The sequence below is a fragment of the Sphingomonas sp. 77B genome, assembly GCF_056497825.1.
In genome coordinates this window covers 3,547,410-3,573,821 of the sequence record NZ_JBWMBY010000001.1, presented here as the reverse complement: position 1 = coordinate 3,573,821, position 26,412 = coordinate 3,547,410, and the positions used below count along the sequence as shown (strand labels likewise).

Annotated in this window: 20 protein-coding genes; 7 read left to right on the top strand and 13 right to left on the bottom strand. The window is 66.0% G+C overall.

Annotated features, from left to right (window positions below):
* Nucleotides 1-5: 5 nt before the first annotated feature.
* Nucleotides 6-1,592: an MDR family MFS transporter gene (locus tag AC1GI4_RS16815; RefSeq protein WP_479630260.1), complete on the bottom strand. Its 1,587-nt coding sequence runs from the start codon at nt 1,590-1,592 to the stop codon at nt 6-8.
* Nucleotides 1,589-2,785 carry an HlyD family secretion protein gene (locus tag AC1GI4_RS16810; protein ID WP_479630259.1) on the bottom strand — a complete coding sequence of 399 codons (1,197 nt, stop codon included), beginning with the start codon at nt 2,783-2,785 and terminating at the stop codon, nt 1,589-1,591. Before AC1GI4_RS16810 ends, AC1GI4_RS16815 begins: the two co-directional genes overlap by 4 nt.
* A gap of 96 nt (nt 2,786-2,881) precedes the next feature.
* Between AC1GI4_RS16810 and AC1GI4_RS16805 the strand changes: the two genes are divergently transcribed.
* The gene (locus tag AC1GI4_RS16805; protein ID WP_433910221.1) at nt 2,882-3,355 is read left to right on the top strand and encodes a MarR family winged helix-turn-helix transcriptional regulator; all 474 of its coding nucleotides are present in this window, start codon (nt 2,882-2,884) and stop codon (nt 3,353-3,355) included.
* A gap of 72 nt (nt 3,356-3,427) precedes the next feature.
* Here AC1GI4_RS16805 and AC1GI4_RS16800 read toward each other — a convergent pair whose 3' ends face one another.
* The 3 genes from AC1GI4_RS16800 to AC1GI4_RS16790 all read right to left on the bottom strand — a co-directional run bounded on the left by AC1GI4_RS16800 (nt 3,428) and on the right by AC1GI4_RS16790 (nt 7,078).
* Nucleotides 3,428-3,895, bottom strand: coding sequence for a response regulator (locus tag AC1GI4_RS16800; RefSeq protein WP_479630257.1), 468 nt, complete (start codon nt 3,893-3,895; stop codon nt 3,428-3,430).
* Nucleotides 3,855-4,988, bottom strand: coding sequence for a GAF domain-containing protein (locus tag AC1GI4_RS16795; protein ID WP_479630256.1), 1,134 nt, complete (start codon nt 4,986-4,988; stop codon nt 3,855-3,857). The genes AC1GI4_RS16800 and AC1GI4_RS16795 overlap by 41 nt, the downstream gene beginning before the upstream one ends.
* A 122-nt stretch (nt 4,989-5,110) precedes the next feature.
* Nucleotides 5,111-7,078: a CocE/NonD family hydrolase gene (locus AC1GI4_RS16790; protein WP_479630255.1), complete on the bottom strand. Its 1,968-nt coding sequence runs from the start codon at nt 7,076-7,078 to the stop codon at nt 5,111-5,113.
* Between the two features lie 210 nt (nt 7,079-7,288).
* On the opposite strand from AC1GI4_RS16790, the gene AC1GI4_RS16785 reads away from it, so the two are divergent.
* Nucleotides 7,289-7,996: a FadR/GntR family transcriptional regulator gene (locus AC1GI4_RS16785; protein WP_294270203.1), complete on the top strand. Its 708-nt coding sequence runs from the start codon at nt 7,289-7,291 to the stop codon at nt 7,994-7,996.
* 12 nt (nt 7,997-8,008) lie between these two features.
* Here AC1GI4_RS16785 and AC1GI4_RS16780 read toward each other — a convergent pair whose 3' ends face one another.
* From AC1GI4_RS16780 to AC1GI4_RS16765, 4 genes are all read right to left on the bottom strand, one after another.
* A complete protein-coding gene (locus tag AC1GI4_RS16780; RefSeq protein ID WP_479630253.1) occupies nt 8,009-9,865 on the bottom strand; it encodes an FUSC family protein in 1,857 nt (618 codons plus the stop codon).
* 32 nt (nt 9,866-9,897) lie between these two features.
* On the bottom strand, nt 9,898-10,782 hold the full coding sequence (locus AC1GI4_RS16775) for a DUF4349 domain-containing protein (protein ID WP_479630252.1): 885 nt from the start codon (nt 10,780-10,782) through the stop codon (nt 9,898-9,900).
* A gap of 58 nt (nt 10,783-10,840) precedes the next feature.
* Nucleotides 10,841-13,081, bottom strand: coding sequence for an alpha-galactosidase (locus tag AC1GI4_RS16770; RefSeq protein ID WP_479630251.1), 2,241 nt, complete (start codon nt 13,079-13,081; stop codon nt 10,841-10,843).
* A gap of 75 nt (nt 13,082-13,156) precedes the next feature.
* Nucleotides 13,157-14,407, bottom strand: a complete 1,251-nt coding sequence (locus AC1GI4_RS16765; RefSeq protein ID WP_479630250.1) for an NAD(P)/FAD-dependent oxidoreductase — start codon at nt 14,405-14,407, stop codon at nt 13,157-13,159.
* Nucleotides 14,408-14,548: 141 nt separating this feature from the next.
* On the opposite strand from AC1GI4_RS16765, the gene AC1GI4_RS16760 reads away from it, so the two are divergent.
* On the top strand, nt 14,549-14,764 hold the full coding sequence (locus AC1GI4_RS16760) for a DUF4170 domain-containing protein (protein WP_219020294.1): 216 nt from the start codon (nt 14,549-14,551) through the stop codon (nt 14,762-14,764).
* Between the two features lie 85 nt (nt 14,765-14,849).
* On the opposite strand, the gene AC1GI4_RS16755 is transcribed toward AC1GI4_RS16760, so the two are convergent.
* The 4 genes from AC1GI4_RS16755 to carA all read right to left on the bottom strand — a co-directional run bounded on the left by AC1GI4_RS16755 (nt 14,850) and on the right by carA (nt 20,930).
* Nucleotides 14,850-15,488 carry a rhomboid family intramembrane serine protease gene (locus AC1GI4_RS16755; RefSeq protein WP_294270183.1) on the bottom strand — a complete coding sequence of 213 codons (639 nt, stop codon included), beginning with the start codon at nt 15,486-15,488 and terminating at the stop codon, nt 14,850-14,852.
* A gap of 4 nt (nt 15,489-15,492) precedes the next feature.
* Entirely contained in the window at nt 15,493-15,969 is a 477-nt protein-coding gene (gene greA, locus AC1GI4_RS16750; protein WP_042483476.1) for a transcription elongation factor GreA, read from the bottom strand.
* A gap of 93 nt (nt 15,970-16,062) precedes the next feature.
* Complete coding sequence (gene carB / locus AC1GI4_RS16745) at nt 16,063-19,395, bottom strand: carbamoyl-phosphate synthase large subunit (RefSeq protein WP_479630249.1); 3,333 nt, start codon at nt 19,393-19,395, stop codon at nt 16,063-16,065.
* 350 nt (nt 19,396-19,745) lie between these two features.
* Nucleotides 19,746-20,930, bottom strand: a complete 1,185-nt coding sequence (carA, locus tag AC1GI4_RS16740; RefSeq protein ID WP_479630248.1) for a glutamine-hydrolyzing carbamoyl-phosphate synthase small subunit — start codon at nt 20,928-20,930, stop codon at nt 19,746-19,748.
* 140 nt (nt 20,931-21,070) lie between these two features.
* On the opposite strand from carA, the gene AC1GI4_RS16735 reads away from it, so the two are divergent.
* From AC1GI4_RS16735 to rpoD, 4 genes are all read left to right on the top strand, one after another.
* Nucleotides 21,071-21,523 (top strand): GatB/YqeY domain-containing protein, encoded by a 453-nt coding sequence (locus AC1GI4_RS16735; RefSeq protein WP_479630247.1) that lies wholly within the window; start codon nt 21,071-21,073, stop codon nt 21,521-21,523.
* A gap of 18 nt (nt 21,524-21,541) precedes the next feature.
* Nucleotides 21,542-22,078 carry an endonuclease domain-containing protein gene (locus tag AC1GI4_RS16730; protein WP_479630246.1) on the top strand — a complete coding sequence of 179 codons (537 nt, stop codon included), beginning with the start codon at nt 21,542-21,544 and terminating at the stop codon, nt 22,076-22,078.
* Nucleotides 22,079-22,231: 153 nt separating this feature from the next.
* Nucleotides 22,232-24,079 (top strand): DNA primase, encoded by a 1,848-nt coding sequence (gene dnaG / locus AC1GI4_RS16725; RefSeq protein ID WP_479630245.1) that lies wholly within the window; start codon nt 22,232-22,234, stop codon nt 24,077-24,079.
* Between the two features lie 142 nt (nt 24,080-24,221).
* The gene (rpoD, locus tag AC1GI4_RS16720; RefSeq protein WP_479630244.1) at nt 24,222-26,252 is read left to right on the top strand and encodes an RNA polymerase sigma factor RpoD; all 2,031 of its coding nucleotides are present in this window, start codon (nt 24,222-24,224) and stop codon (nt 26,250-26,252) included.
* Nucleotides 26,253-26,412 lie beyond the last annotated feature (160 nt).

Here is a 26,412-nt window from a genome sequence, read left to right as displayed (position 1 = left end):
GGTTCTCAATGCATCGCCACAGGGCCGCCCTTGGGCAGCGGGCGGAGGAACAGGACAAGCGGCATCACCATGATGATGCCGACGCACAGGATGAAGAACAGGTCGTTATAGGTCATGACCAGCGCCTGTTGCTGGATGATGTTGCCGATCATGCGGTAGCCAGCCTCGGTGCCGCCGAATTGCTGCGACAGACCGGCCAGCCAGTCCTGCACCGCCTGCGAATTGGCGGCCAGCGATTCCTCCAGGCGCTGCTGATGGAGGAAGCTGCGCTGGTCCTGCACCGTCGCGATTCCCGCGAGCGCGAACGAGCCGCCCAGGTTGCGCGCCGCACTGAACAGCCCGGCCGCATCGCCTGCCTGCGACGGCGGCACCGACGAGATCGCCGCCTGGTTCAAGAACAACATGCCCAGGATCGTACCGACCCCGCGCAGCAACTGGCTGTCGGTGAAGGAACCGCCGGTGGAATCGGCGGTCAGCACCGTGTCGATCCCCGCGCTCAGCGCCATGATGCCCAGCCCCAGGCCGACCGCGATGGGGATATCGACCTTCTTGATGAGGATCGGGGTGAACGGCATCATCAAGAGGCTGGGAATACCGCTGAGCAGAACCACCTTGCCCGCCTGGAACGCGTTGTACCCGGCAATCGAGGCGAGGAACTGCGGGATCACATAGGAGGTGCCATAGAGCACCATGCCCAGCACGATACCCATGATGACCACGCTGCCGAACTGACGGTCGAGCAGCAGCTTGAGGCGGATGACCGGCTTGGACGCGACGAACTGCCCCGCGAACAACAGGCAGAAGCCGACGATCGACAGAGCGGTCAGCTCGACGATCTCGCGCGACTGGAACCACTGCTCGCGCTGCCCTTCCTCCAGCACTACCGTCAGGCCGCCCAGACCCAGCGCCAGACCGGCGATGCCCAACCAGTCGGCCTTCATCAATTCGGCCATTTGCGGCTTCTGGTGCGGCAAGCCGACGAGCAGGAAGGTGACGAGGATCGCCCCCACCGGCACGTTCAGGAAGAAGGCATAGTGCCAGCTGACATTCTCGGTCAGCCAGCCGCCGATCAGAGGCCCCATCACGGGGCCCAGAATGGCGGTGACGCCGAAAAAGGCGGTGCCGATCGGCTGCTGCTCACGCGGCAGGCGGGTGGCGATAATGGTCAGCGCGGTGGGGATCAGCGCGCCGCCGGTGATGCCCTGCCCCGCGCGCCCGATAATCATCATCGTCAGGTTGGTCGACAGGCCGCACACCACCGAGAAGCTGGTGAACAGGATCGTGGCGATCAGCAGGAAGGTGCGCAGGCCGAGCAACCGCTCCAGCCAGGCCGACAACGGGATGATGATGATCTCGGCGACGAGGTACGAGGTCGCGATCCACGTCCCCTCGGTCCCGCTGGCGCCGATCTCGCCCTGGATGGTCGGCAGCGCCGAGTTGACGATCGAGATGTCGAGCGTCGCCATCAGCGCACCGATGCTGCCCGCCGCGACGGCGAGCCAAGCGGTCAGGTCGGCCTTGGCGGGTGTGCCGCCGCCCTGGGCGGCCGAACCGGCCTTATTGCCCCGAGCGGGGGCGGCGGCGGCGCTCACCGGCCCTGCGCCCCCTGCCGCGTCTCGTTATGCTGGTCCTGCTGCTCGGCGATGCGCTTCAGCGCGCCCTTGGCCGAACGGGTATCCACCGTCACCTCGACCGACATGCCCGGCACCATCAGGGCGCGGGTCTGCGCATCGGCGTCGACCGCGATGCGGACGGGCACGCGCTGCACGATCTTGGTAAAGTTGCCGGTCGCGTTCTGCGGCGGCAACAGCGAGAATTGCGCGCCGGTGCCCGGCGCCACGCTCTCGACATGACCCTTGATCTCGACGCCCGGCAGCGCATCGACATCGATCTTCACCGGCTGGCCGGGGCGCATCAGGCCGAGCTGCGTCTCCTTGAAGTTGGCGTTGATATACAGCTGGTTGACCGGCACGATCGACATGGTCCGGGTGCCCGCCTGCAGGAACTGGCCGACGCGCACCGTCTTGTTCCCGACCCGGCCGCCGATGGAGGCGCGGATCAGGGTCGAGTTCAGATTGACGTCGGCGGCGTCGAGCTGCGCCTTGGCGGCCTGCCCCTGCGAACGCGCCTGCTGGACCTGTGCATCGAGCGTGCCGATGCGGCGACGCGACGCGGCCAGCGCGGCGGAGGCGGCTGCGACCTTGGCATTGGCCTGGCGCGCCTGGTTCTGCAGCTGCGACAGGCGCTCGCGGCTTTCCGCGCCCGATGCGGCGAGCGGGGCGTAGCGCGTCACCTCGGCCTGGGCGAAGGCGGCGTCGCTCTGCGCGGCGCGGAGATCGGCCTCGGCGCGATCGATCGCCGCCTGCTGTTCCTTGATCTGCGCCTGGACACCCTCGGCATTGGCACGGGCGACGCCGATCTGCGCCTGGATCTGCGCCGTCTGCGCCTTATAGTCGCGGGTATCGATCTGGAGCAGCGGCTGGCCCGCCTGAACGTTCTGGTTCTCGGCCACGAACACCTTGTCGACATAGCCCGAGACCTTGGGCGCGACCGTGACCGCATCCGCCTGGATATACGCGTCGTTGGTCGTCTGCATATACTGGCCGACGCTCTTGTAATTGACGTACCAGAACACGCCACCGATCACGGCAACCGCCGCGACGACCAGCAGGATGATACGGATACGCCGCTTCTTGGCGAGCGATACGGGAGCCTTGTCCTCGGCCGCGTCGGCGCCTTCGCGCTCTGCGTCCTGCCCCTCATTCACTTGGTTTGCGTCGGCCACACCGGCCTCCCTGTCGATGGAATCAAAAATACTGGGTCGTGCATTTGCTCGCACTTGCACAATAAGGCAAGACCATTTATTGAGCTACCTCATATTATGACCGATCATGTACAACTGGCGATACGCTATGGGCGCATCTACAACCTGATGCATCGGGTGCTCGACCGGCGCATGGTGGCGGAGGGTGCGTCGCTGGCGCGGACCAAGATGCTGCATTACATCGCCCACAATGCGCCGGTGCGCGCGGCGGACGTCGCGGACTGGTTCGATCTTGCGCCGCGTACCGTGACCCAGGCGATCGATACGATGGAGCGCGACGCGCTGGTCGTTCGGGTGCCCGATCCGGTCGACCGACGCGCCAAGCGGCTCGATATCACCGACAAGGGCCATCAAGTCCTGCGCCAGACCGAGCCGCTGCGTCGCGAACTGGTAGAACAGGCGTTCAGCCTGTTGACCGAGGAGGACATCGGCGATTTTGCGCGCATCCTCGACCGGCTGGAACTGGCGATCGAAACCCGGATCGGGGCGGGCCCCGGAGCGGCCTGCATGGGCGGGCGTGCCGGGGTCTGATCGTCGCCATGTCGCCAAGCCGAACCCCCTTCTCCGTCTGAACCCCGCGTCACGCCTCCGGTCGGACGGCGCCTATCCTGCCTCGTGGTAGAATTTCAGTGCAGGCGGCGGATCGCTGGGTCGTCGGCCGGTCGCGGTCTGGTGCGCGGCGCGGACGGCGGCACCCAGACTACCGGCACGAAACGGCTTGGCGATGCAGCCGATGACCAGCGGATGTCCGCCATTTTCGGGACAATTGCCGCTGAGGAACACGCACGGAATCCCGCGATCGGCCAGCAACTGTGCCGCGGTCAGCCCGCTGTCGCCATCGGCCAGTTTGACGTCGCAAAGCGCCAGATCGGGCCGCTCCCCATCCGCCAGCGCCATGGCGGAGGCAACCGTATCGGCGATGCCGATGACCCGGTGGCCGTGCAGGGTCAGGGCATCTTCGACCAGCATCGCGACCAGCGCCTCATCTTCGATGATGAGGAGGTTCAGCGGCGTCTCGTCGGCAATTTCGTCATGGGGCTGAGGGGCGAGTCCCGTATGTGCCGCCTTCATGCGGCATGACCAAGATCAAACACCCATCACCCTCGCTCGTCAACGTCGCGCGCAACTGATGGCAAAGTCGCGCCACCAGCCGATTGCGATCGACCAGATCGACGATACGTCCCCATCCGATCGCCTGAAACGCGATGCGGAGCGTTTCGTTCCCGTGAGCACCTCGGACCATGAAGCCGATCCGTGGGGTCCCCACCCCTTCCGCCATCAGCGCATCGAGCAGCAGGGCGGCGGCCACCGCGCGCTCGACAGGGACCGAAACAGGGGTGTCGACCGTGATCGGCAGGGCCGCCTCATGGCCGCGCAACTGCGCGATCACGTCGCCGAACAGTGCTGGCAGGTCGACCAGCCCCGGATCGGCGGTGGCGTAAAGCGGCCGGTGGGCGCTCGCGAGCACCTGCAAGCGCTCGGCCGCGCGCATCAGCGCGCCGCGCGTACCCGGATCCTGGGCCTCCCGCCCCTCGTGCGACACCAGGCCGATCGCGACCTGCAGGGCGTTGCGGACCCGGTGGTTCAGTTCGGCCAGTAGCCGCGCCTGGGTGTCGAGCCCATGCCGGAGCGCCTCCTCGATCCGCAGCCGATGCTGCGCCAGGGCGGCATAATGGCATAGCAGCAGCAACAGCCGCCGCTCATCCTCGTCGAACGGCCGCGCGGCCCGCCGTCCGAAACCGAGCGTGCCCAGCACCTCGTCCCCATGGAGCAGCGGCATACACAGATAGACATCGACACCCAGCGACCGGACAAAGGCCGTCTGCGCCTCCCCACTGGTCTGGATATCGGTCAGGTGAAGCACCCGACGCTCCCGCATCGCCTGCCCGCAGGCGGACAGGGCGATGTCCAGCTCGGCAGCCGCAAGACGCTCGGCGCGGGTCAGGCCGCCCGACGTATCCAGCCGGACGACGTCGCCATCGCGGCGGAAATGGAAGAAGACGTCGAGCCGCATTTCGTCGCGGATGAGCGCGAACAGCGAATCGATCATCGCAGCCGGATCGTCGGCCGCCATCAGCCGGTCGGTCGCCGCCGCCACCAGCGCCATATAGCGCTGGGCATCGGCTGGACCGGCCGCAGCCGTTCCGATCGCTTCGCCGGGCATCGGCAAAGGCGGTGATGGAGGTGGTGGGAGAGCCACGACCGGCAGAGTAACGCTACCGGGCCGTGGCTCCAAGGCCTGTTTCGGACAAATCCGTCGGGTGGATCATGATCCGCCCGGACGGATCAGCGCGCCATTACCGCCGACTGGTCGAGCGGCACCACCGGCAGCCAGACACGGCTGGCATTGGCACCGCCGCGCTCCAGCGTGATCGTCGCCTTCTTATAGTCGCTCGCCCTGGCCGTGAAGATATTGGGCACGAAGGTCTGCGGATTGCGGTCGTAGAGCGGGAACAGGCTGGACTGGACCTGGATCATGATCCGGTGGCCCGGCTGGAACACATGATTCACCGTCGGCAGGCGAAATTTGTATTCCTGCACCTTGCCCGCCGGGATGGCGGTGGGGTTGGAGAAGCCGTTGCGATAACGCCCGCGGAAGATGTCGAGGCTGATCGGCAGCTCATAGCCGCCCATCTTCGGATCGATCGCGTCCTCGGGCGGCAGCACGTCGATGATCTTCACGACAAAATCGCCGTCCGTGCCGGTCGTCCGCGCGAACAGGTCGGCGATCGGCGCACCCGACACGCGCACCGCCTTGGTCAGGACCGGCGTCGTATAGGTAACGACATCGGTGCGGCCATCGGCATGACGCTGGTCGCTGACCAGCCAGTCACCCCAGCGGCCATCGTTGAAGTTCACCGGACGCGACAGATGCGGCACCGGATTGGCCGGATCGGAGACATAGGCATCGGCCCCGGCCCCCGGCTTGTCGAAGCTCAGACCCTTGTCATCCGCCAGATAGAGCGGGGTCAGCGGCGCGGCACACCCGCTCTGGCAGGCGAGCGGCCATTGGGTCAGCTTGTCCCAATGGTTTTCGCCGGTGTTGTAGATGGCCGCGCTGGGCAGGTTGGCGGGCGCGCCGTCCTTAAGATACTGGTTGAACAGCGGCAGGACCATGTCCTCGCGGAACTGCTTGGCGGTGTCGCCATTCCACTGGAACGGCCCCAGGCTGATGCCGGTGCGGTTGATCTGGCTATGCCGCCACGGCCCCATTACCAGGAAGTTGTTGCCCAGCTTGCCCTTGGCCTTCAGCGCTTCCCAGGACGTGATCGCGCCGTACATGTCCTCCTGGTCCCACAGCCCCTGTTCCCAGATCGTCGGCACATTGGAGGGATTGGCCGCCAGCAGCTTGTCGAGCGCCTGGCCCTGCCAATAGAAGTCATAGGCCGGATGCTGCACGATACGCTGCCAGAAGGGCAGCTGGTCGTAACCCGACTTCTTGGCCCAGTCGTTCGCCGAGCCGTAGCGGAAATTCTCGTAATCGTCGTAACCGCCGCTGGACGGCGCCTTGCCCTCACCCTTGTAGCCGGTCTGCGACCCGATCCAGGCGATATTGGCGAGGCGGAACGCGCCGTAATGGAACCAGTCGTCGCCCATCCAGCCGTCGATCATCGGGCTTTCGGGTGCGGCGACCTTCAGCGCGGGGTGCGGGTTCAGCAGGGCCATGACGACGGTGAAGCCCTCGTAAGACGACCCGATCATGCCGACCCGGCCATTGGACTGGGGCAGATTCGCCTTATTCACCAGCCAGTCGATCGTGTCATAGGCGTCGGTCGTGTGGTCGACCTTTGTCGCGTTCAGCGGGCCGATGACGGGGCGGGTGACGACATATTCGCCTTCCGATCCGTATTTGCCGCGAATGTCCTGATAGACACGGATGTAACCGGCCTTCACGAATTCCTCATCGGCCAGCGGCAGCGCCTCGATCATCTTGGTGCTGTCCGAGCGTTTGGCGCGGCCCGCGGCATTATAAGGGGTGCGGGTCAGCACGATCGGTGCATTCACCGCGTTCTTCGGGATCACGATGACGGTGTACAGCTTCACGCCGTCGCGCATTGGAACCATCACTTCGCGCTTGATATAGTCGCGCTCGGCCACGTCGGTCGGCGGGGTGAAATGAGCCGGGATATCGCTGACCGTCGAATCGGTGACGACCTTGACCGGCTGCTGGTCCGTCGCGGGTGCCTGTTGCGCGGTGGCGGGCGTCAGGACGGCAAGCGCGCTGGCGGCGAGCAGAAATTGGCGGAAACGCATGAAAAACGGACCCCCTCATGGTCGTGAATGCCGCATCGTGCCGCGACACGGGGTCGGGAGCAACTGTCGGATTTTGCGATGATACATGGTCTCATTCGGGGCGCAAGCGGCCCCGCTTCACCGCCGCGCTTTCCTTTCCGCGCATCGCCTCATAATATGGTCAGACAACAAAGGGGTGACGCCCCGATGATCCGGGGAGGACCCTACCGAGTGACGACCTTGAAGCGGCGCGGCCCCGCCCATAGCGCCCTGGCGCGGGAGATCGGTGTCGCCATCGTAACCGGCCGCATCCCGACCGGATCGACCCTGCCCGGCGAAGTCGAGATTGCGGAGCAGCGCGGCATATCCCGCTCCGTGGTGCGCGAGGCGCTGCGGATGCTGGCGGCCAAGGGGCTGGTGGTCAGCAAGCCCAAGGCGGGGACGCGGGTGCGTGAGCGGCTGGAATGGAACCTGCTCGACCCCGAACTGCTCGCCTGGATGTTTGAGGGCGAGCCGCCCGCCGGTTTCGTCACCAGCCTGTTCCAGCTGCGCCTGATCGTCGAGCCCGCCGCCGCCGAACTGGCGGCGGTCAAGCGCGACACGCGCCAGCTCTCCCGCATGGGTGCCGCGCTGGAGGCGATGGGCGAGCACGGGCTCCACACCGAACAGGGCCGCGCCGCCGACCAGCTGTTCCACAACATCATCCTGGAGGCGACGGCCAACGAACTGCTCATCAGCCTGTCGGGCAGTATCGGCGCGGCCGTCCGCTGGACCACGCTCTACAAGCATCGCAGCGCCAAACAGCCCCGCGACTCCATGCCCGAACACCGCCACCTGTTCGCCGCCATCGCGGAGGCCGACGCCGCCGCCGCGCGTGCCGCGACCATCGTGCTGGTCGAACAGGCCAGAGAGGATACCGAACGCGCACTGGCGCGCTGATCCACTCCCGCTCTACGTCACCGTTCCGGTCACGTCCCCGCCCCGACGCGGGTCCGCCATCCTGGCATGCCAGGCCATGGCGGCACGACCGGCCAGATTGCGCATATCCTGCAATGCCGCGACATCCGCCTGACGATGGGTCAGTCGGTGCAACCAGCCGCCCAGGTCGTGCAGGGCGATTTCGGCATCCACGCTGGCGCGTCCCGCCGCCCGGCGCGTAGCCTCGATCACGGCGCGGGGCTCGCCCTGAGTCACCGCCTCGCCATAGCGGCGATTGGCGGCGATCCCGGCCGCGATCCGCCTGGGCAGGGGAAGGCCAAAGTCCGGCCGGAAGGCGAACACCGCCAGCATCGCCGCGATGCTGCCGATGACATTGTCGACGATCCGCGCCGATGCGATACCGATTGCGGGGTGCAGCATGTCGGTGACCAGGACGAACAAGGTGGTCAGGAACATCACGAAGACGGTGTAGTTGACCGACCGCAGCGCCATGGTGACCGCCGCCAGCGCCACCGCGGCCAGAGCAGGAACGATCGCCCCGCCGCCCAGCAGGGGTAACGCGAGCGCCAGCGCCCCGCCCAGCAGGCTGCCCGCGATACGCTCCAGACAACGCGACCATGTCACCCGCACATCGCCCTGCAACACGACGATGACCGCCATCGCCGCCCAATAGGGATAGCCGAGCCCGAACGCCGCCGCCGCCAGATAGACCCCGACCACGCCACCGGCTTGCCTGAGCCCCTGCGACACCATCGCCAAGGATCGATCGGCCGGTGGCGCGGCACCGCCGCCGGGTGCCGGATCGACAACCGGGGCCGCATTCGAATCACTCAGCATGTCCAGCACGCCTTCGAGCGCCGCTGCACACCCCCTGAACACATCCTGCGTCAGGTTCGCGCGAAGCCCTTGAAGCGTGCCCCTCGCCTCGGCCATGGCGGCTCCGCTAAGGAGGCCCCCGCCTGCGACCACGCGTCGGCAGGCATTGGCCAACGCCGCACGCTCCCCCGCCGGACCCCAGCGGTCGATGCAGGCCTGGTCCAGTGCAAGCAGCACCCCGAACATCGCCTCCGCCGCCGCAATATCCCGCCGCGCGGCCGTCACCGGGCCCGACGCCTCGCCCTCGTAGCGGATCAGCACATCGCGAAACCGCTCGATCGCCAGCCGTACCGCCCTGCGATGCTCGGCATGATCGCCATGCCAGCGTGCATCGCGGTGAGGACCATCGCCCAGCTCCGCCAGATATTCCGCCATGTCCGACAGACGGGTGCTCACCGCCCGACCGGCACGGCGCAGCGGATCATAGGCATTGATCCGCCAGAAGACGGTCATCAGCAGGTAGCTCCACGCCGCTCCCGCCAGGAACGCCATCGCCAGCGGGACCGCCATGGCCAGGGGATGCGGAAAGCCGACCGCGACCACCGCGACGACCGCCGACAGCGTCCCGACCAAGCCACCAAAGGGCAGCCGCGCCGCGCACAATGTCGCGATGAAGACCAGCAACGGCCCGATCAGCAGGCTGCCCTGCGGCACGAGCCATGCGGCCCAGGAGCCGATCAAAGCGATCGCCGTCCCGCTCGCCATGAAGATCGCAAGCAGGCGACGGCGCAGGCGATCGGGCCCCGGCGTATCGCACAGGCATGTCCAGAAGGCGGCATAGACCGCCCATCCCCATGCAACATGCCCCGTGGCGATCGCCAGGATCAACGGCAGCGCGACCGCCAGCGCCGCGCGATATCCTTCTGCGCGGTTCAGATGCTCCGGGATCAGGCTGACCGCGCGCAGCTCCAGGCGACGACCCAGCCGCCGGACTTCCCTGGTCAGCCCATATCGGTGGACAAGACGCCCCTCGGCGTCGGGCAGCTTCGTCAAGCGAATCCCCACTGCACCCCCATCCATCCGGCCTATAACATGGTGTCGTCGCGACCCAATGGCGACGGCGGCGGCGACCTGCGCCCCGGACGGCGCCAGCCTCGCTTGCAGGCCAAGCGGCGCAGGAGCAGGATAACGCCACCGCCGACGACCAGCCAGGGCAGACCCGCCACCACCGCACTGATAAGTGCGGCCAGGCTGGTGGCCAGCGTATCGCCCGCCGACCGCACGCTGTTCCACACGGCGGATCGGGCACCCGGCGTATCGTCGTAGAAATAGCTGATCGTCACCGACGACATGGCGACCCGCCGCGCCAGGCTGGCCTGTTCCTGCCGGGCGGCGTCCAATTCCTCCTGCGTGGTCGCATAGGCGCGTTCGGCCTGGACCAGCTCGCCGACATTGCCCTTGCCCGACCGGATGATCGCCAACAACCGCTCGGCCAGGGCCTGTTTGGCGCGGACCTTGGCATCGGCATCGATCGTCGCGCGCGTCACGTCCTCGGCGGTCAGTTGCCGTTCCGTCAGCCGCGCGCCGCCTGCTTTTGCCAGCACATCCAGCCGCTGGTTCAGTCCGGCCACGATCCGCGCATCGACCAGCAACATCGCCTCGTCAGCCGCCACATGCTCGTCGGGGCCGGGCGTATGCAGTGTCGATCGCACCACCAGGCAGCGGCGGCTGCCCAGCCGACGACATAGAGCCAGCTGGTCGCCCTGTACCTGCGCCACGGTCGGCCGGTCGAACGCATAGGAGACGGTGTAGCTATAGGCGATTCGAGGCCCGGTCGTGGGTGCCATCTCGGCCGACGGGGGCTCCGCGACATCGAAAGCTGCAAGTTTTTCCGTCGTCTTGTGGACAGTCCGCTGCTCGCAGGATGTCAGGAACAGCGCCGCCAGCACTATGGCAATCGTCCTGTCCATCGTCGTGTTCCCCCTTGCACGGCCAGAGGGTCGCCCAACGCCCGGCGGGCCGTCAAGCCTATCCCACCGCCTCGAACACGAAGGCCGTGCCCACATAATCCCCCTTCAGCGGCGCGCGCAAACCCCGGTTCATCCAGTACGCCCCCGACGCCTGGGCGGGCACGCCCGCGGGCCTTGCCGAGCCGTCGAGCATCTTCACCGTATAGATCCGGGCCGGGTCCAGCCCCTGGGCATGGATGGCGGCCGGGTTGTCGCGCCACATGGACGAATGCAGCATCTGGAACAGCACCGCCTGACGCCTGTCCTGCCCCACATACATAGTGGCCGACGTGGCATTGTCGCCGGTCGGCGACTGCAGGCGATAGAGCGCGCCGCGCTGCACCGTCTCGCGGATGGTCTTGTAGGCCGCCACCCATTTGCGCGCGGTGGCGAAGTCGGCATCCGCCCATTTGTCGAGATTGGCCCCAATCCCCAGCCCGCCCTGCATCGACGACAGGAAACGATAGTCGAGGCTGGTGACGCGGGTGTTCGCCCAATTGGGGCTGTCCGTGACCCAGGCCATCATGACCGCGACCGGATAGGCGCGGGTGAAGCCGTCCTGGATGGTCAGCCGGTCGGCGGGATCGGTATTGTCCGAGGGCCAGACCTCGTCGATCAGCCCGATGATGCCCAAATCGACACGCCCGCCGCCCCCCGAACACGCCTCGATCTCCAGCTTCGGATGCCGCCGCCGCAGTTCGGACAGGATGTAATAGAGGTTGCGGACATATTCGACATAGACGCGCTGCTGATCGGCGACCGGCTGTTCCGGCCAGCCCGCCTCGGTCCAGTTGCGGTTATAGTCCCATTTGAGGAAGGCGATGTCGTTCTCGCTGACCAGCTTGTCGAGCACGGACAGGAGGTGATCGCGGACATCGGTGCGCGCGAGGTTCAGCACAAGCTGGTTGCGCCCCTCCGTCCTCGGCCGGTCGGGAAAGTTCAGGACCCAGTCGGGATGTGCGCGGTAGAGGTCGCTGTCGACATTGACCATCTCGGGCTCGACCCACAGGCCGAAGTCCATGCCCAGCCCCTTCACCCGGTCGATCAGGGGTTTGAGGCCGTTGGGGAATTTGGTCGGGTTGACCGTCCAGTCGCCCAGCCCCGCCTTGTCGCTGTTGCGTGCGCCGAACCAGCCGTCGTCGACCACGAAACGCTCGACGCCGATCTTCGCCGCCTTTTCGGCCAAGGCCATCTGCCCCGCCTCGGTCACGTCGAAAGCGGTCGCTTCCCAGCTGTTATAGAGGACAGGGCGCAGCCGCGCCTTGGTGCCATGCGGCAGGATGTTGGCGACCTCGAATTGGTGGAAGGTGCGCGATGCCCCGCCCAGCCCGTCGTTCGAATAACCCGCATAGAAGATCGGTGTTTCCAGCGTCTCGCCCGGCTTCAACGTCCAGGAAAAATCATAGGGATTATAGCCCCCCGCGATGCGCACCCGGCCGAGATTGTCCGACGCCACGCTGATCCGGAACGAGCCCGACCAGGCGAGCGCACCATACCAGACGGGGCCGTGCTCCTCGCTGGTCAGCCCTTCTCGGTCGATCGCGAACCAGGGGTTGTTGCCATGGCCGGTCGATCCGCGACGGCTCTCCAGCACGGTGGCGGCGGCCTCGACCGGCACCGTCTTTTGCGTCCACTCCGCGGCATGGCGGCCGGTCAGATAATGAAGCCGGTAATCGTCACCCACCGGCAGCGACAGGACCGCCGCCGCCAGCTGGTCGACCCGCACCGGCTTCGCATCGCCGTTACGCACCTTGGCCGAGCGGGCGACGATGCCGGTTGCCGGGTTGATCGTGTAGGTCAGGGTGACGAATAGCGGGCGGCGGATATCGGCCAGCTCGACGGTCAGCGTCTCGCCGCTGGCCTTGTGGCTACGATATTTCAGCACGAGGTCGCGATTGCCGTCGGCGAACAGCGCCTTGACGCCCGGATCGCTGACCAGCCCCTCGCCCTGGCCCGGAAACTCCTGGAGCGTGACCGACCCGGCGGGGTCGAAGCCGGACAGTTCGTCCGGCGCCTTGAGCACGATCGGGTCGCCCGTCTTGACCGGATCGCCCGAGATCAGCGGATCGCCCGCCGCCAGCGCCGACCCCCAGTAGAGCGGCTGGAGATAGCCCTTCTCGTCCACCCCCATGGAATAGGTGACGCCGCCGCCATCGAGCCGGAAGACCCTGGCCCCGGCGGGCGCCGTCACCTTCGCAGAGACGGGCGCGGCCAGCGCGACCAACCCCACCCCTGCCAGAATTGCATTGCGCCAGCGCATCGAACCCCTCCTGCAAACCTTTGCATTAGGTCTGACATAGCGCAGGGTTGCTGGGCAAGCGGTTGTTTTAACGGGTCAGTCGGCCGTCAACGGCCAAAGCGTCTTCAGCGGACGGCCGGCATCCGCCAGCGCCTCGACCGGCACCGTGGCACCGTCCGCGACCAGCGCCTTGCCCTGCACGAAGTCGCGCATCGCGTTGACGCAATCGAGCGCGATCACGCGTCCCTGCCTCAGATAGACCACCGAGAAGCTGCGGGTCGCCGGATCACCACGCACCACCGCCTGGTCATGGCCCACCGACAGGCCGACCGTCTGCAGCTTCAGGTCATATTGGTTCGACCAGAACCAGGGCACCGCATGATAGGCGACGTCGCGCCCCATGATCGTCCGCGCGGCCACCGTCGCCTGATCGTGCGCATTCTGCACCGATTCCAGCCGGATCACCGCGCCATCGGCAAAGTCGTTGGCGTGGCCTGCGCAATCGCCAATCGCATAGACATGCGGCAGGCTGGTGCGGCCCTGCGCATCGATCGAAACGCCGTTCTCGCCTGCCGCTCCGGCCGCGATCAGGGGTTCGACCGCAGGCACGATGCCGATGCCGACGATCGCCATCTGGCAGGGCAGAAGGGTGCCGTCCGCCAGGCGGACACCGCTGACCGCACCCTCCCCTTCGATACAGGCCACGGTCTCGTTCAGCCGAACGATGACGCCGTGCGCACGGTGTTCGGCCTCGTAGAAGCGCGACAGCGCTTCCCCGGCGACACGCGCCAGAACCCGGTCCTGCGCCTCGACGATGGTGACGGTCTTTCCGAACTTCGTCAGGACTGCGGCCGCCTCCAGTCCGATATAGCCGCCGCCGATTACCACCACCTCGTGCACGGCGGGTAGTTCGGCGATCAGCCGGTCGACATCGGCGCGCGTTCGGACGCCGTGCACGCCCGCCAGTTGGTGGCCGTCACAGCTCAGCCGCCGGGCATGGCCACCCGCCGCCCAGATCAACGTTTCATAGTCGATCACCGCCCCCACCGCCGTGGTCAGGCAGCGTGCGTCGGCATCAACCGCCACGACCCGTTCGCCCAGCCGGAGGGCGATCGCACGTTCCTCCCAAAAGCGCTCGGGGCGGATCAGGATACGCTCGAACGGCTTGTCCCCGGCGAGATACTCCTTGGACAAGGGCGGGCGTTCATACGGCGGCCAGGCTTCCTCGCCGATCATCGCGATGCTGCCGTCGAACCCCTCCTGGCGCAGCGCGATCGCGGCCTGCGCACCCGCATGGCCGGTGCCGACGATAACGATGTCGTAAGACGAATGGGCGATATGGTTCATGACCTCCCCCTAGGATGGAAAGTCGGCGCTTGCCAATGAGCATGACCCCATGAGCATGACAAAGCGTTGCAGTCGCGAAAGAGCGTCTTCAATCGCGGCGCACTTGCCGCTAGGGAAAAGCGCAAATCCTCAGGAGACACCATGAGCAAGCTGCACCTCGTGTTCGGCGGCCGCGTCAGCGATCCGCAGACCCTCGATTTCGTCGATCCCGCCGGGCTGGAAGTGGTCGGCGTATTCCCCGACTATGCCAGCGCCGAAAAGGCCTGGCGCGCGGCGGCACAGCGCACCGTCGACGATGCCGAGATGAAGTTCGTGGTGGTGCATCTGCACCGCCTGCTGGAGCCGTCGCTGGACTGATTTCGCGGTCCTGGGCGAGGTCGAAGCGTGGCCTTCGACTTCGCTCAGGCTGAACGGGGGGTAGGATAAGGCCTCACCCCTCGCCTCAGGCGTTACGAAAGCGCCACAGCAACAGCGGCTTCGCAAAGACCAGCCCGGCAATAAACCCGCCGATATGCGCTGCGACCGCGATCGCGCCCATCCCCATACCGGCATAGCCGAGCAGCAGCTGGATACCGATCCATCCCGCCGCCAGCCACAGGACATGGGTGAACTCCGCCGACAGTCCGGCAATACCCTTGGTCGCGCGGCGCCGCCCGAACAGCAGCGCATAAGCCCCGACGATCGCCGAGATCGCGCCGCTCGCGCCGATCATCGGCATGGGCGAGGCGGGATCGGGAAAATATTGCGCCATCGCTGCGGCATAGGCGCCCACGACATACAGGACCGCGATGCCACGCGGCCCCAGTGCGCGTTCGGTCTGCGCCCCGCAATAGACCAGCATCACCAGATTGAACGCGATATGCGCGAACCCGCCATGGATCAGCGTCGCGCTGAGCGGGGTCAGCAGCGTGGGCACCGCAAAGCCGAAATCGGGCGGCAGCGTCGCGCCCTCGAAACGCAGGGGGATGAAGCCGCCCGCGACCGCCGCATCCGGCACCATGCCGGTCAGGATGAGGACCAGCGACACGGCCGCCGTGACGACCGCGATGGCCGTCGTGGCCCGTGCCGCTGCCCAATTCATCGGATCAGATGAACTCGATCTTGCTGACGACGTAATAGCGGTCGCCCGACGGCACCGTCACCTCGACCTCTTCGTCCAGCTTGCGCCCGATCAGCGCGCGGCCGAGCGGCGAGTTGTAGCTGATGCGGCCGGTCTTGGCGTCCGCCTCGGTCTGGCCGACGATCTGATACTTGACCGGCTTGTCGTCCTCGTCGAGCAGCGTGACGGTCGCGCCGAACACGATCTTGTCACCCGACAGGTCCTTCGGGTCGATGATCTGCGCACGGCTCAGCTTGTCCTCGATGTCAGCGATCGTCGCCTCGACCTGGCCCTGACGTTCCTTGGCCGCATGATATTCGGCGTTTTCGGACAGGTCGCCATGGGCGCGCGCTTCCTCGATCGCGTCGACGATCAGCGGCCGCTCTTCTTTCAGACGCCGCAGGTCCTGGGTGAGCTTGTCATAGCCCTCCTGGAGCATCGGCATCTTTTCGACGGTCGCCATATTCCTAGTCCCCAATTCTTACGCATTCCCGGTACGAACCGCCCTCCCCAAAGGGAGAGCGGCCCGCCAGCACATCATGTTCTCATGTCGGGATCAGTTGTGCGAACGCGAATAGTAGGATTGCAGGGGACGTACTTCAAGACCACGGCTCGCCGACGCCGCAATCGCCTTCGCCGCCTCGACGCTGGCGGGCGCGGTGGTGAAGTAGGGAATCTTCTGACCCAGCGCGGCTTCGCGGATCGGCTTGGAGTCCTTCAGGCTCTGCCACCCCTCGGTCGTGTTGAAGATCAGGGTGATGCCGCCGTCCTTGATCCGGTCGACGATATGCGGACGCCCTTGCGCCACCTTGTTGATCTTCTCGACCGTCACGCCTGCGCGGTCGAGATAATCGGCGGTGCCGCCCGTCGCGACGATGGCGAAGCCCGCCTCCGACAGCATCCGGGCGGCCGGAACGATCTGTTCCTTGTCGCCGTCCTTCACGCTGATGAAGACCGCGCCCTCGGTCGGCAGGACGGTGCCCGCGCCCAGTTGCGACTTGGCGAAGGCGGTGGTGAAATCGGGGTCGATGCCCATGACCTCACCCGTGGACTTCATCTCCGGCGACAGCACCGGATCGACACCGGGGAAGCGTGCAAACGGGAAGACCGCTTCCTTGACCGCATAATAGTCGATGTGACGGTCGATCTGCGGCAGGTCGGCCAGCTTCTCGCCCGCCATGACGCGCGCGGCGATCTTGGCGATAGGGGTGCCGATCGCCTTGGCGACGAAGGGCACGGTGCGGCTGGCGCGCGGATTGACCTCGATGAGGTAGACCGTGCCGTCCTTCACCGCGAACTGGATGTTCATCAGGCCGCGCACGTTCAGGCCACGCGCCAGCGCCTCGGCCTGACGCTCGATCTCGGCGATGATCTCGGCCGACAGGCTATAGGGCGGCAGCGAGCAGGCCGAGTCGCCCGAATGGACGCCCGCTTCCTCGATATGCTGGAGCACGCCCGCCACGACGACCTGGTCGCCGTCGCAGATCGCGTCCACGTCCACCTCGATCGCGTCGCGCAGATACTGGTCGATCAGGACCGGCGCGTCGCCCGACACCTGCACTGCGGTCTGGATATAATCCTCGAGCTGCTGCGGGCCGTCGACGATCTCCATGGCGCGGCCGCCCAGCACGAAGCTGGGGCGCATCAGCACCGGATAGCCGACGCGCTCGGCGACGATCAACGCTTCCTCGCGGCTGCGCGCGATGCCGTTTTTGGGCTGGTGCAGCTTCAGCTTGTCGACCAGCGCCGCGAACTGCTCGCGGTCCTCGGCCAGGTCGATCGCGTCGGGGCTGGTGCCCAGGATCGGGATGCCCGCCGATTCCAGCGCGCGGGCGAGGTTCAGCGGAGTCTGGCCGCCGAACTGCACGATCACGCCGACCAGCTCTCCTCGCGACTTCTCGACGTCGAGAATGGCTAGGACGTCCTCGGCAGTCAGCGGCTCGAAATACAGCCGATCCGAGGTGTCATAGTCGGTGCTGACCGTTTCCGGGTTGCAGTTGACCATGATCGTCTCATAGCCCGCATCCGCCAGCGCGAAGCAGGCGTGGCAGCAGCAATAGTCGAACTCGATGCCCTGCCCGATCCGGTTCGGACCGCCGCCCAGAATGACGATCTTCTTGCGGTCGCTGGGGACCGCCTCGTCCTCGGGCTCGCCGAAGGTCGGGGCTTCGTAGGTCGAGTACATATAGGGCGTCTTGGCGTCGAACTCGGCCGCGCAGGTGTCGATCCGTTTGAAGACCGGGCGCACGCCCAGCTTCTGGCGATGCTCGCGCACCTCGGCTTCCGTGACGCCGCCGGTCATCATCTTGACGACCTCGTGGATCAGGCCGGAGCCGCGCGCGATGCCGCGATCCATGCCGCGCAGGTTCGCGGATTGCAGCGCCAGATAGGCCAGCCGCTTGTCGGAGAAGCCCATCGCCTTCAGACGGCGCATGCCCGAAGCGTCCTGCGGCAGGCCGTTTTCCATGACTTCAGCTTCGGCCGCGACGATCTCGGCGATCCGCTCCAGGAACCAGGGATCGTATTTGGCGATCGCATGGACCTCGGCGACGGTGAAGCCCTCCCGGAGGGCTTGGGCCGCGACGAGCAGCCGATCCGGGGTCGCCTTGGCCAGCGCCGCCTCGATCTCGGCACGCGGCGCGCCGACCAGATGCTCGACATCGTTGAAGCCGCTCAGGCCGGTTTCCAGGCCGCGCAGTGCCTTTTGCATGGACTCGTGGATGTTGCGGCCGATTGCCATGACCTCGCCAACCGACTTCATCGCGGTCGACAGATAAGGCTCGGACCCCTTGAACTTCTCGAAGGCGAAGCGCGGGATCTTGGTCACGACATAGTCGATCGTCGGTTCGAACGAGGCCGGGGTCGCGCCGGTGATGTCGTTTTCGATCTCGTCCAGCGTATAGCCGACCGCCAGCTTCGCCGCGACCTTGGCGATCGGGAAGCCGGTCGCCTTCGACGCCAGCGCCGAGGAACGCGACACGCGCGGGTTCATCTCGATGACGATCAGGCGGCCGTCCTTCGGGTTGACTGCGAACTGCACGTTCGAGCCGCCCGTCTCCACGCCAATCTCACGCAGCACCGCCAGGCTGGCGTTGCGCATGATCTGATATTCCTTGTCGGTCAGGGTCAGCGCGGGCGCGACGGTGATTGAGTCGCCGGTGTGGACGCCCATCGGGTCGATATTCTCGATCGAGCAGATGATGATGGAATTGTCGTTGCGATCGCGCACGACCTCCATCTCATATTCCTTCCAACCGAGGAGCGACTCCTCGATCAGCACCTCGGTCGTCGGCGAGGCGTCGAGCCCGGCGCGGACGATCGCGATGAACTCCTCGCGGTTATAGGCGACGCCGCCGCCGGTGCCGCCCAGGGTGAAGCTGGGGCGGATGATCGCGGGCAGGCCGACCTTCTCCAGGCCCTCCAGCGCTTCCTTCTCGGAATGCGCGATGGCCGAGCGGGCCGATTCCAACCCGATTTTCTCCATCGCGACCTTGAACTTCTGACGGTCCTCAGCCTTGTCGATCGCCTCGGCATCGGCGCCGATCATCTGGACGCCGAACTTCTCCAGCGTGCCGTCATGGAACAGCGCCAGCGCGGTGTTCAGCGCGGTCTGCCCGCCCATGGTCGGCAGGACGGCGTCGGGGCGCTCCTTCTCGATGATCTTGGCGACGACGGCGGGCGTGATCGGCTCGACATAGGTCGCGTCGGCCAGCTCGGGATCGGTCATGATCGTCGCCGGGTTCGAATTGACCAGGACGATGCGATAGCCCTCTTCCTTCAGGGCCTTGATCGCCTGCGTGCCCGAATAGTCGAACTCGCACGCCTGACCGATGACGATCGGACCAGCGCCGATGACGAGGATGGAGGAGATGTCGGTGCGTTTTGGCATTGGGCGATGACCATTTAAAAGGAATGCAGGATAGGGGCTGTCGTCACAGTGCTAGGTGTCGGGAAACTGCTCACCCAGATAATCGTATCGATAGCCGCGAAGTGCGTCCGTCAGGCAGGCTCGGCTTTTTCCGTCATCCGAGCGCACCTCCCCGGCAGGGCCGAGGATTTTATAGGACGCGTAAGGGATCCGGCCCTTCCGCCTGCGGGAGACATGGGTCGTGACGACCCCACATTTCGCAGCGGCACGGGCAAATACCTTTGGAGTAAGAAGCGGCATTCCTCCCGATTGCCCTGCGCATCCGACCAGCATGGCAGACGCGATCAGGGCAACGGCGGAAGCCACGAACCTCATTTCCGAAGCGACCCCACGAACCGCTCGAACAGATAGAAGCTGTCCTGCGGCCCCGGCGAGGCTTCGGGATGGTACTGGACCGAGAAGGCCGGGCGGTCGGTCAGTTCCAGACCCGCATTCGACCCGTCGAACAGCGACACATGCGTCTCGCGCGCGTTCGCGGGCAGCGTCTCGCGCTCGACCGCGAAGCCGTGGTTCATGCTGGTGATCTCGACCAGCCCGTCGGCCAAGCGCTTGACCGGGTGGTTCGCGCCACGATGCCCCTGGTGCATCTTGGTGGTCTTGGCGCCGACCGCCAGACCGAGAAGCTGGTGGCCGAGGCAAATGCCGAACAGCGGCTTGCCGGTGTCGAGCAGCTGGCGGATCACCGGCACCGCATATTCGCCCGTCGCCGCCGGATCGCCGGGGCCGTTGGACAGGAAGATGCCGTCCGGGTTCAGCGCCATCACATCCTCGAATGAGGCGGTGGCGGGGACCACCGACACCTTCGCGCCTGCCTCAACGAGGTTGCGGAAGATGTTGTGCTTGCTGCCATAATCGATCGCGACGACGTGCGGGCGATCCTCGCCTTCGGCCTCGGCATAGCCGAATCCCAGCCGCCACAACCCGCCTTCGCGCGTCTCGCCCCAGCCATAATGCAGCTCGGTCGACACGTCCTTGGCGAGGTCCATGCCCTCCAGGCCGGGCCAGGCGCGTGCCTTTTCGAGCAGTGCGGCGATGTCGAACTCACCAGCGGCCGAATGCGCGATCACGCCGTTGGGTGCGCCGGCGGCACGGATACGGCGGGTCAGCGCGCGGGTGTCGATGCCCGCCAGGCCGATGCGGTTGTGCCGCGCCATCCACCCGGCGAGATTTTCCATCGCGCGGAAGTTGGACGGGGCGGTCGGGTCCTCGCGGACGATCATGCCCAGCGCGTGCGGCGCGTCCGCCTCGATATCGTCGGGGTTCGCGCCGACATTGCCGATATGCGGGAAGGTGAAGGTGATGATCTGGCCCGCGAAGGACGGGTCGGTCATGATCTCCTGATAGCCGGTCATCGCGGTGTGGAAGCACACCTCGCCGACGGCATCACCCTCGACGCCGAAACCGCGCCCCCATAACACGTCTCCGCTTGCCAGAACGAGAACGCCCGTGGCGCCTTCAGGCTTTTCGGGCATGGCGAATGGCTTGGCGTCGGCCATGATCGGCGGGCACTCCTGCTAAAATGTCTGCAATGTCGCTAAGTGGCGTCCGCTAGGCCCATCGGGCGTTCGCGTCAACCAGTTCACGGAATCGCTTCCCTGCGCTATCGTCCCCGCCTTTCAGACAAGACGGAAAAAACATGATTCGCGACGACATCAAGGCCGCGCAGGTGGCCGCCATGAAAGCGGGCGACAAGGAAAGCCGCGCGGCGATCAGCCTGATCCAGGCCGCCATCAAGAACCGCGACATCGAACTCCGCACCGGCGACGCGTCCGCCGATGACGACATGGTCGTGATCGAAGTGCTGCAGAAGATGGTCAAGCAGCGCCGCGAATCGATCGCCATGTACGAACAGGGCGGCCGCCAGGAACTCGCCGACGCCGAAAAGGCCGAAGTCGCGGTGATCGAACGCTTCCTGCCCCAGACGCTGACCGAGGATGAGACCAAGTCCGCGATCGAGGCAATCAAGGCGGAGATCGGCGCGTCCGGGATGAAGGATATGGGCCGGGTGATGGCCGAGCTGAAGGCGCGACATGCGGCGGTGCTGGACATGAGCAAGGCGAGCGGGTTGGTGAAGGCGTCGCTGGCGTAAGGTTGGGGAGCGGGGCTGGTGCGGGGTTTCGATCGCGAACGGAGTCCCCTCCCCCAACCCCTCCCGCCTGCGGGAGGGGAGCCTGTAGCGCTCAACGGAGAGAACCGCCCTCCGCCACAAACGCATCCCCTCCCGCAGGCGGGAGGGGACCGAGGGGAGGGCCCCCGGCCCTTCCGCGAAAACCGACCCACGAGGCAGGCGCGCGAACTGCGCCTCAATCCGACCGATGCGGAACGGCGGCTCTGGCGGGCATTATCGAGACGCCAAGTCGCTGGCGCCCGCTTCAACCGGCAAGTGCCGATCGGCCCCTACATCGCGGATTTTGCGGCACGATCGAAAAAGCTAATTGTCGAGGTCGATGGCGGCCAGCACGACGAACGCGCCGCTTACGACGAAGCCCGGACCCGCTACCTCGAAGCCCAAGGCTGGCGAGTTATCCGCTTCTGGAACAACGACGTTCTCGGTAATCTGGAGGGCGTCGTCGCGACCATCGAGCGCACGCTCGTGGAGAGGCCCTCCCCCAGCCCCTCCCGCGGGCGGGAGGGGAGCCTGTAGGGCTCGGCGGAGAGGTCCGCCCTCCACCCCAAACGCATCCCCTCCCGCAGGCGGGAGGGGACCGAGGGGAGGGTTATCCCAAACCCTCCTCACGCACCCCAACCCTTGCCAAAAACCCCATCCCCCGCTACACATTATAATCGCGCGGACGCCATGAGCCTGACCCCGCAATTCCTTGACGAGCTTCGCGCTCGCACCAGTCTGTCGGCCTTGGTCGGCAAGACGGTGAAGCTGCAAAAGGCGGGCCGGGAATATAAGGGCTGCTGCCCTTTCCATAACGAAAAGACGCCCAGCTTCTACGTCAACGACGACAAGGGCTTTTACCACTGCTTCGGCTGCTCGGCGCATGGCGATGCCATTCGCTGGATGACCGACCAGCGTGGGCTGCCCTTTATCGATGCAGTGAAGGAACTGGCGCAGGTAGCCGGGCTCGACATGCCCGCGCAGGATCGACGCGCCGCGCAGAAGGCCGAGCGCGCCAAGGGCCTGCATGACGCGATGGCCGATGCCGCCGCGTGGTTCGCCGAGCAGCTGGGCGGCCTGTCGGGCGGCGATGCGCGCGAGTTGCTGACCCGCCGCCGCGTCACGCCCGATACGGCCCGCGCCTTCGGCCTGGGCTTCGCGCCCGACAGCCGGGGCAAGCTGAAGGCGGCGCTTAAGGACTATGGCGACCCGACGCTGATCGAGTGCGGGCTGCTCATCAAGGTCGACGGCAAGGCCCCCTATGATCGGTTCCGCGGCCGATTGATGATCCCGATCCGCGATGCGCGCGGCCGGGTGATCGCGTTCGGCGGCCGGATCATCGGCGACGGCGAGCCGAAATATCTCAACTCGCCCGACACCCCGCTCTTCGACAAGGGGCGAACGCTCTACAATCTCGACCGCGCCGCGCCTGCGGTGCGCAAGTCCGGCCGCGTGCTGGTGGTCGAGGGCTATATGGACGTGATCGCCCTCGCCCAGGCCGGGATCGAGGAAGCGGTCGCGCCGCTCGGCACCGCGCTGACCGAGCACCAGCTGGAACGGCTGTGGCGGATGGTCGACGTGCCGACGCTCTGCTTCGACGGCGATGCGGCCGGCCAGAAGGCCGCGATCCGCGCCGCGCACCGTGCGCTGCCTTTGCTCCAGCCGGGCAAAAGCCTGTCCTTCGTCACTCTTCCGCAGGGGCAGGATCCCGACGATCTCGTCCAGGAAAAGGGCGCGGCGGGGTTCGAGGACGTGCTCACCCGCGCCACGCCGCTCAGCGACCTGCTCTGGCAGTCGGAGATCGCCCAGGCCCAGACAGACACGCCCGAGGGCCGCGCCGCGCTGAAGCAGCGGCTGGAGGAACTGGCGCAGCAGATCCCGCACAAGGATCTGGCCTACGAATATAAGCGCGCGATGATGTCGCGCTATTTCGACATCTTCGGCATCCGGCGGGTCAATGCGGCGGCGGTGCATCAGGCGGTGGCCGAGGCCAATCGCCATGTCGGGCGCGGCGTCGAATACAGCCTGAAGCGCGCGGTTCTGCTCGGCCTGATGCGCTATCCGCATGTCCTGTGCCGCTACATGGACGAGATCAGCCGGTTGGACATGGGCGACCGCTATCTTAACGACTGGCGGCACCATCTGCTCGACGCGGCGGTGAACGACCCGCATCTGTCGCGGAAAGACGCGGCCGAGGCGGAAAGCCTGATCGAACAGATCATGGCGACCACCGACGTCCACCCGATCGACGCGCGCGACTATACCCGCGATCTGGCGTTCAGCTTCTTCAGCAAGGCCAGCGATCCTGCCATTGCGGTTCGCGATCTGGAAAAGATCATCGAGGTCATGCTGGAGGAAAGCGAGACCCGCGCGAACCGCGAACGTGCGGTGCAGGCTTTCCAGACCGAGATGACCGAGGATCGCTTCGCCGAGCAGACGCGGTGCCATGCGGCGCACGCGCAATCGCGCGACGAACTCTATCGCTGGCTGGAAGAGGCCCGCGACCTGGCGGAAAAGCAAGCAGGGGAGGCCGCTTGATACGGCAGCCTTCCGGCCCCATATCCGGGGCATATTGGGCGTCCCACGCCCACACTGGAAAATTACGCATGGCCCCCTCACCCGCTTGCATGAATGGCGAGCGGTGTGACAGAGGCCGGGCACGGAACCCCGAGGGCATTTGATGGCGAAGGCGAATATGGCGGCGGATACGACCGATACCACGGAAACGGGCGATGCGCCGCTGATCGACCTGAACGAGGCATCGATCAAGAAGTTGATCGCGCGCGCCAAGAAGCGCGGCTACATCACCTATGACCAGCTGAACGAAGCGCTGCCGCAGGACCAGATGTCCTCCGACCAGCTCGAGGATATCATGGCCGCCCTCAATGAAATGGGCGTCAATATCGTCGAGAATGAGGAGCAGGGCGAGGACGGCGAGTCCGAAGAGGAAGCCGACGACGCCGCCGATGCGACCGACGCGGACGGCGATGGCGGCCCGCAGCCCGAGGCCAAGAAGAAGGAAACCGTCGATCGCACCGACGATCCGGTTCGCATGTACCTGCGCGAGATGGGTGCGGTCGAACTGCTGAGCCGCGAGGGCGAGATCGCCATCGCCAAGCGGATCGAGGCGGGTCGCGACACGATGATCCTGGGGCTGTGCGAAAGCCCGATCACCTTCAACGCGATCATCGACTGGTCGACCGCGCTGAACGAAGGCACGATGCAGCTGCGCGAGATCCTCGATCTCGACGCCATGCTGTCCAAGGACGCCGGCCCGGAAAATCTGGGCGAGGAGGACGAGGACGACAATGGCGAGATCAGCGCCAAGAACGCCGGTCCCCAGTTCAAGGAAGAAGAAGAGCCGGAAGAGCCCTCGCTCGATGACGAGGACGGCGAGGGCGGCGAGCGTCGCGGGCCCCGCGCCGAGGACGAGGAAGAGGACAACACCTTGTCCCTCGCCCAGATGGAGGAAACGCTCAAGCCGCAGGCGCTGGAGAAGTTCGCCAACATCACCGCGATCTACAAGAAATTCTCGAAGATCCAGCAGCAGCGCCTGGAATCCATGGCGCTGGGCGGCGAGCTGTCGGCGGCCGAGGAGCGCAAATACCACAAGCTGCGCGAAGATCTGACCGCCGAGGTCGAGAGCGTCCAGTTCCACAACGCCAAGATCGAATTCCTGGTCGACCAGCTCTATGCCTATAACCGTCGCCTGACCGCGCTGGGCGGCCAGATGCTGCGTTTGGCCGAGCGGCACAAGGTCAACCGCAAGGACTTCCTCGACCGTTATCTGGGCCACGAGCTGGACGAGAACTGGCTCGATACCGTGCGCGGCGTCGACAAGAAGTGGGGCAATTTCGCCACCAACGAAGCCGCGACCGTCGACCGCATCCGCAGCGAGATCGCCGACATCTCGCAGCAGACCGGCATGGCGCTGACCGAATTCCGCCGCATCGTGAACATGGTGCAGAAGGGCGAGCGCGAGGCGCGTATCGCCAAGAAGGAAATGGTCGAGGCGAACCTGCGCCTCGTCATCTCCATCGCCAAGAAATACACCAATCGCGGCCTGCAATTTCTGGACCTGATCCAGGAGGGCAATATCGGCCTGATGAAGGCGGTCGATAAGTTCGAATATCGCCGCGGCTACAAGTTCAGCACCTACGCCACCTGGTGGATTCGGCAGGCGATCACCCGCTCGATCGCCGATCAGGCGCGGACCATCCGCATCCCGGTCCACATGATCGAGACGATCAACAAGCTGGTGCGCACCAGCCGCCAGTTCCTGCACGAGCAGGGCCGCGAGCCGACCCCGGAAGAGATGGCCGAGCGCCTCTCCATGCCGCTGGAGAAGGTGCGCAAGGTGATGAAGATCGCCAAGGAGCCGATCTCCCTCGAAACGCCGATCGGCGACGAGGAGGATTCGCATCTGGGCGACTTTATCGAGGACAAGAACGCGGTCATCCCGGTGGACGCGGCGATCCAGGCGAACCTGAAGGAAACGGTCACCCGCGTCCTGGCCAGCCTGACCCCGCGCGAAGAGCGCGTGCTGCGCATGCGCTTCGGCATCGGCATGAACACCGACCACACGCTGGAAGAGGTCGGCCAGCAATTCTCGGTCACCCGCGAACGTATCCGCCAGATCGAGGCCAAGGCGCTCCGCAAGCTGAAGCACCCCAGCCGCAGCCGCAAGATGCGCAGCTTCCTCGACCAGTAAGGTCGGACGCGACGAAACGGAAAAGCCGTCGACCACCCGGTCGGCGGCTTTTTTGTGGGTCATCGCCTGTTTCCCTCATCCCGACAGCGATAGACTGGCCCTTCACCAGCCATCTCGCACGCCGGGACCTAGAGTGTGATGACATGAGATTAACTCACCC

What these genes read in the sequence shown, in the direction of transcription:
- AC1GI4_RS16735 (WP_479630247.1), top strand. Translation starts at nt 21,071, where the DNA reads ATGATTCGCGACGACATCAAGGCCGCGCAGGTGGCCGCCATGAAAGCG.
- carB (WP_479630249.1), bottom strand. Translation starts at nt 19,395, where the DNA reads ATGCCAAAACGCACCGACATCTCCTCCATCCTCGTCATCGGCGCTGGT.
- AC1GI4_RS16775 (WP_479630252.1), bottom strand. Translation starts at nt 10,782, where the DNA reads ATGGACAGGACGATTGCCATAGTGCTGGCGGCGCTGTTCCTGACATCC.
- rpoD (WP_479630244.1), top strand. Translation starts at nt 24,222, where the DNA reads ATGGCGAAGGCGAATATGGCGGCGGATACGACCGATACCACGGAAACG.
- AC1GI4_RS16800 (WP_479630257.1), bottom strand. Translation starts at nt 3,895, where the DNA reads ATGAAGGCGGCACATACGGGACTCGCCCCTCAGCCCCATGACGAAATT.
- greA (WP_042483476.1), bottom strand. Translation starts at nt 15,969, where the DNA reads ATGGCGACCGTCGAAAAGATGCCGATGCTCCAGGAGGGCTATGACAAG.
- AC1GI4_RS16770 (WP_479630251.1), bottom strand. Translation starts at nt 13,081, where the DNA reads ATGCGCTGGCGCAATGCAATTCTGGCAGGGGTGGGGTTGGTCGCGCTG.
- AC1GI4_RS16760 (WP_219020294.1), top strand. Translation starts at nt 14,549, where the DNA reads ATGAGCAAGCTGCACCTCGTGTTCGGCGGCCGCGTCAGCGATCCGCAG.
- AC1GI4_RS16765 (WP_479630250.1), bottom strand. Translation starts at nt 14,407, where the DNA reads ATGAACCATATCGCCCATTCGTCTTACGACATCGTTATCGTCGGCACC.
- AC1GI4_RS16755 (WP_294270183.1), bottom strand. Translation starts at nt 15,488, where the DNA reads ATGAATTGGGCAGCGGCACGGGCCACGACGGCCATCGCGGTCGTCACG.
- AC1GI4_RS16790 (WP_479630255.1), bottom strand. Translation starts at nt 7,078, where the DNA reads ATGCGTTTCCGCCAATTTCTGCTCGCCGCCAGCGCGCTTGCCGTCCTG.
- dnaG (WP_479630245.1), top strand. Translation starts at nt 22,232, where the DNA reads ATGAGCCTGACCCCGCAATTCCTTGACGAGCTTCGCGCTCGCACCAGT.
- AC1GI4_RS16795 (WP_479630256.1), bottom strand. Translation starts at nt 4,988, where the DNA reads ATGCCCGGCGAAGCGATCGGAACGGCTGCGGCCGGTCCAGCCGATGCC.
- carA (WP_479630248.1), bottom strand. Translation starts at nt 20,930, where the DNA reads ATGGCCGACGCCAAGCCATTCGCCATGCCCGAAAAGCCTGAAGGCGCC.
- AC1GI4_RS16805 (WP_433910221.1), top strand. Translation starts at nt 2,882, where the DNA reads ATGACCGATCATGTACAACTGGCGATACGCTATGGGCGCATCTACAAC.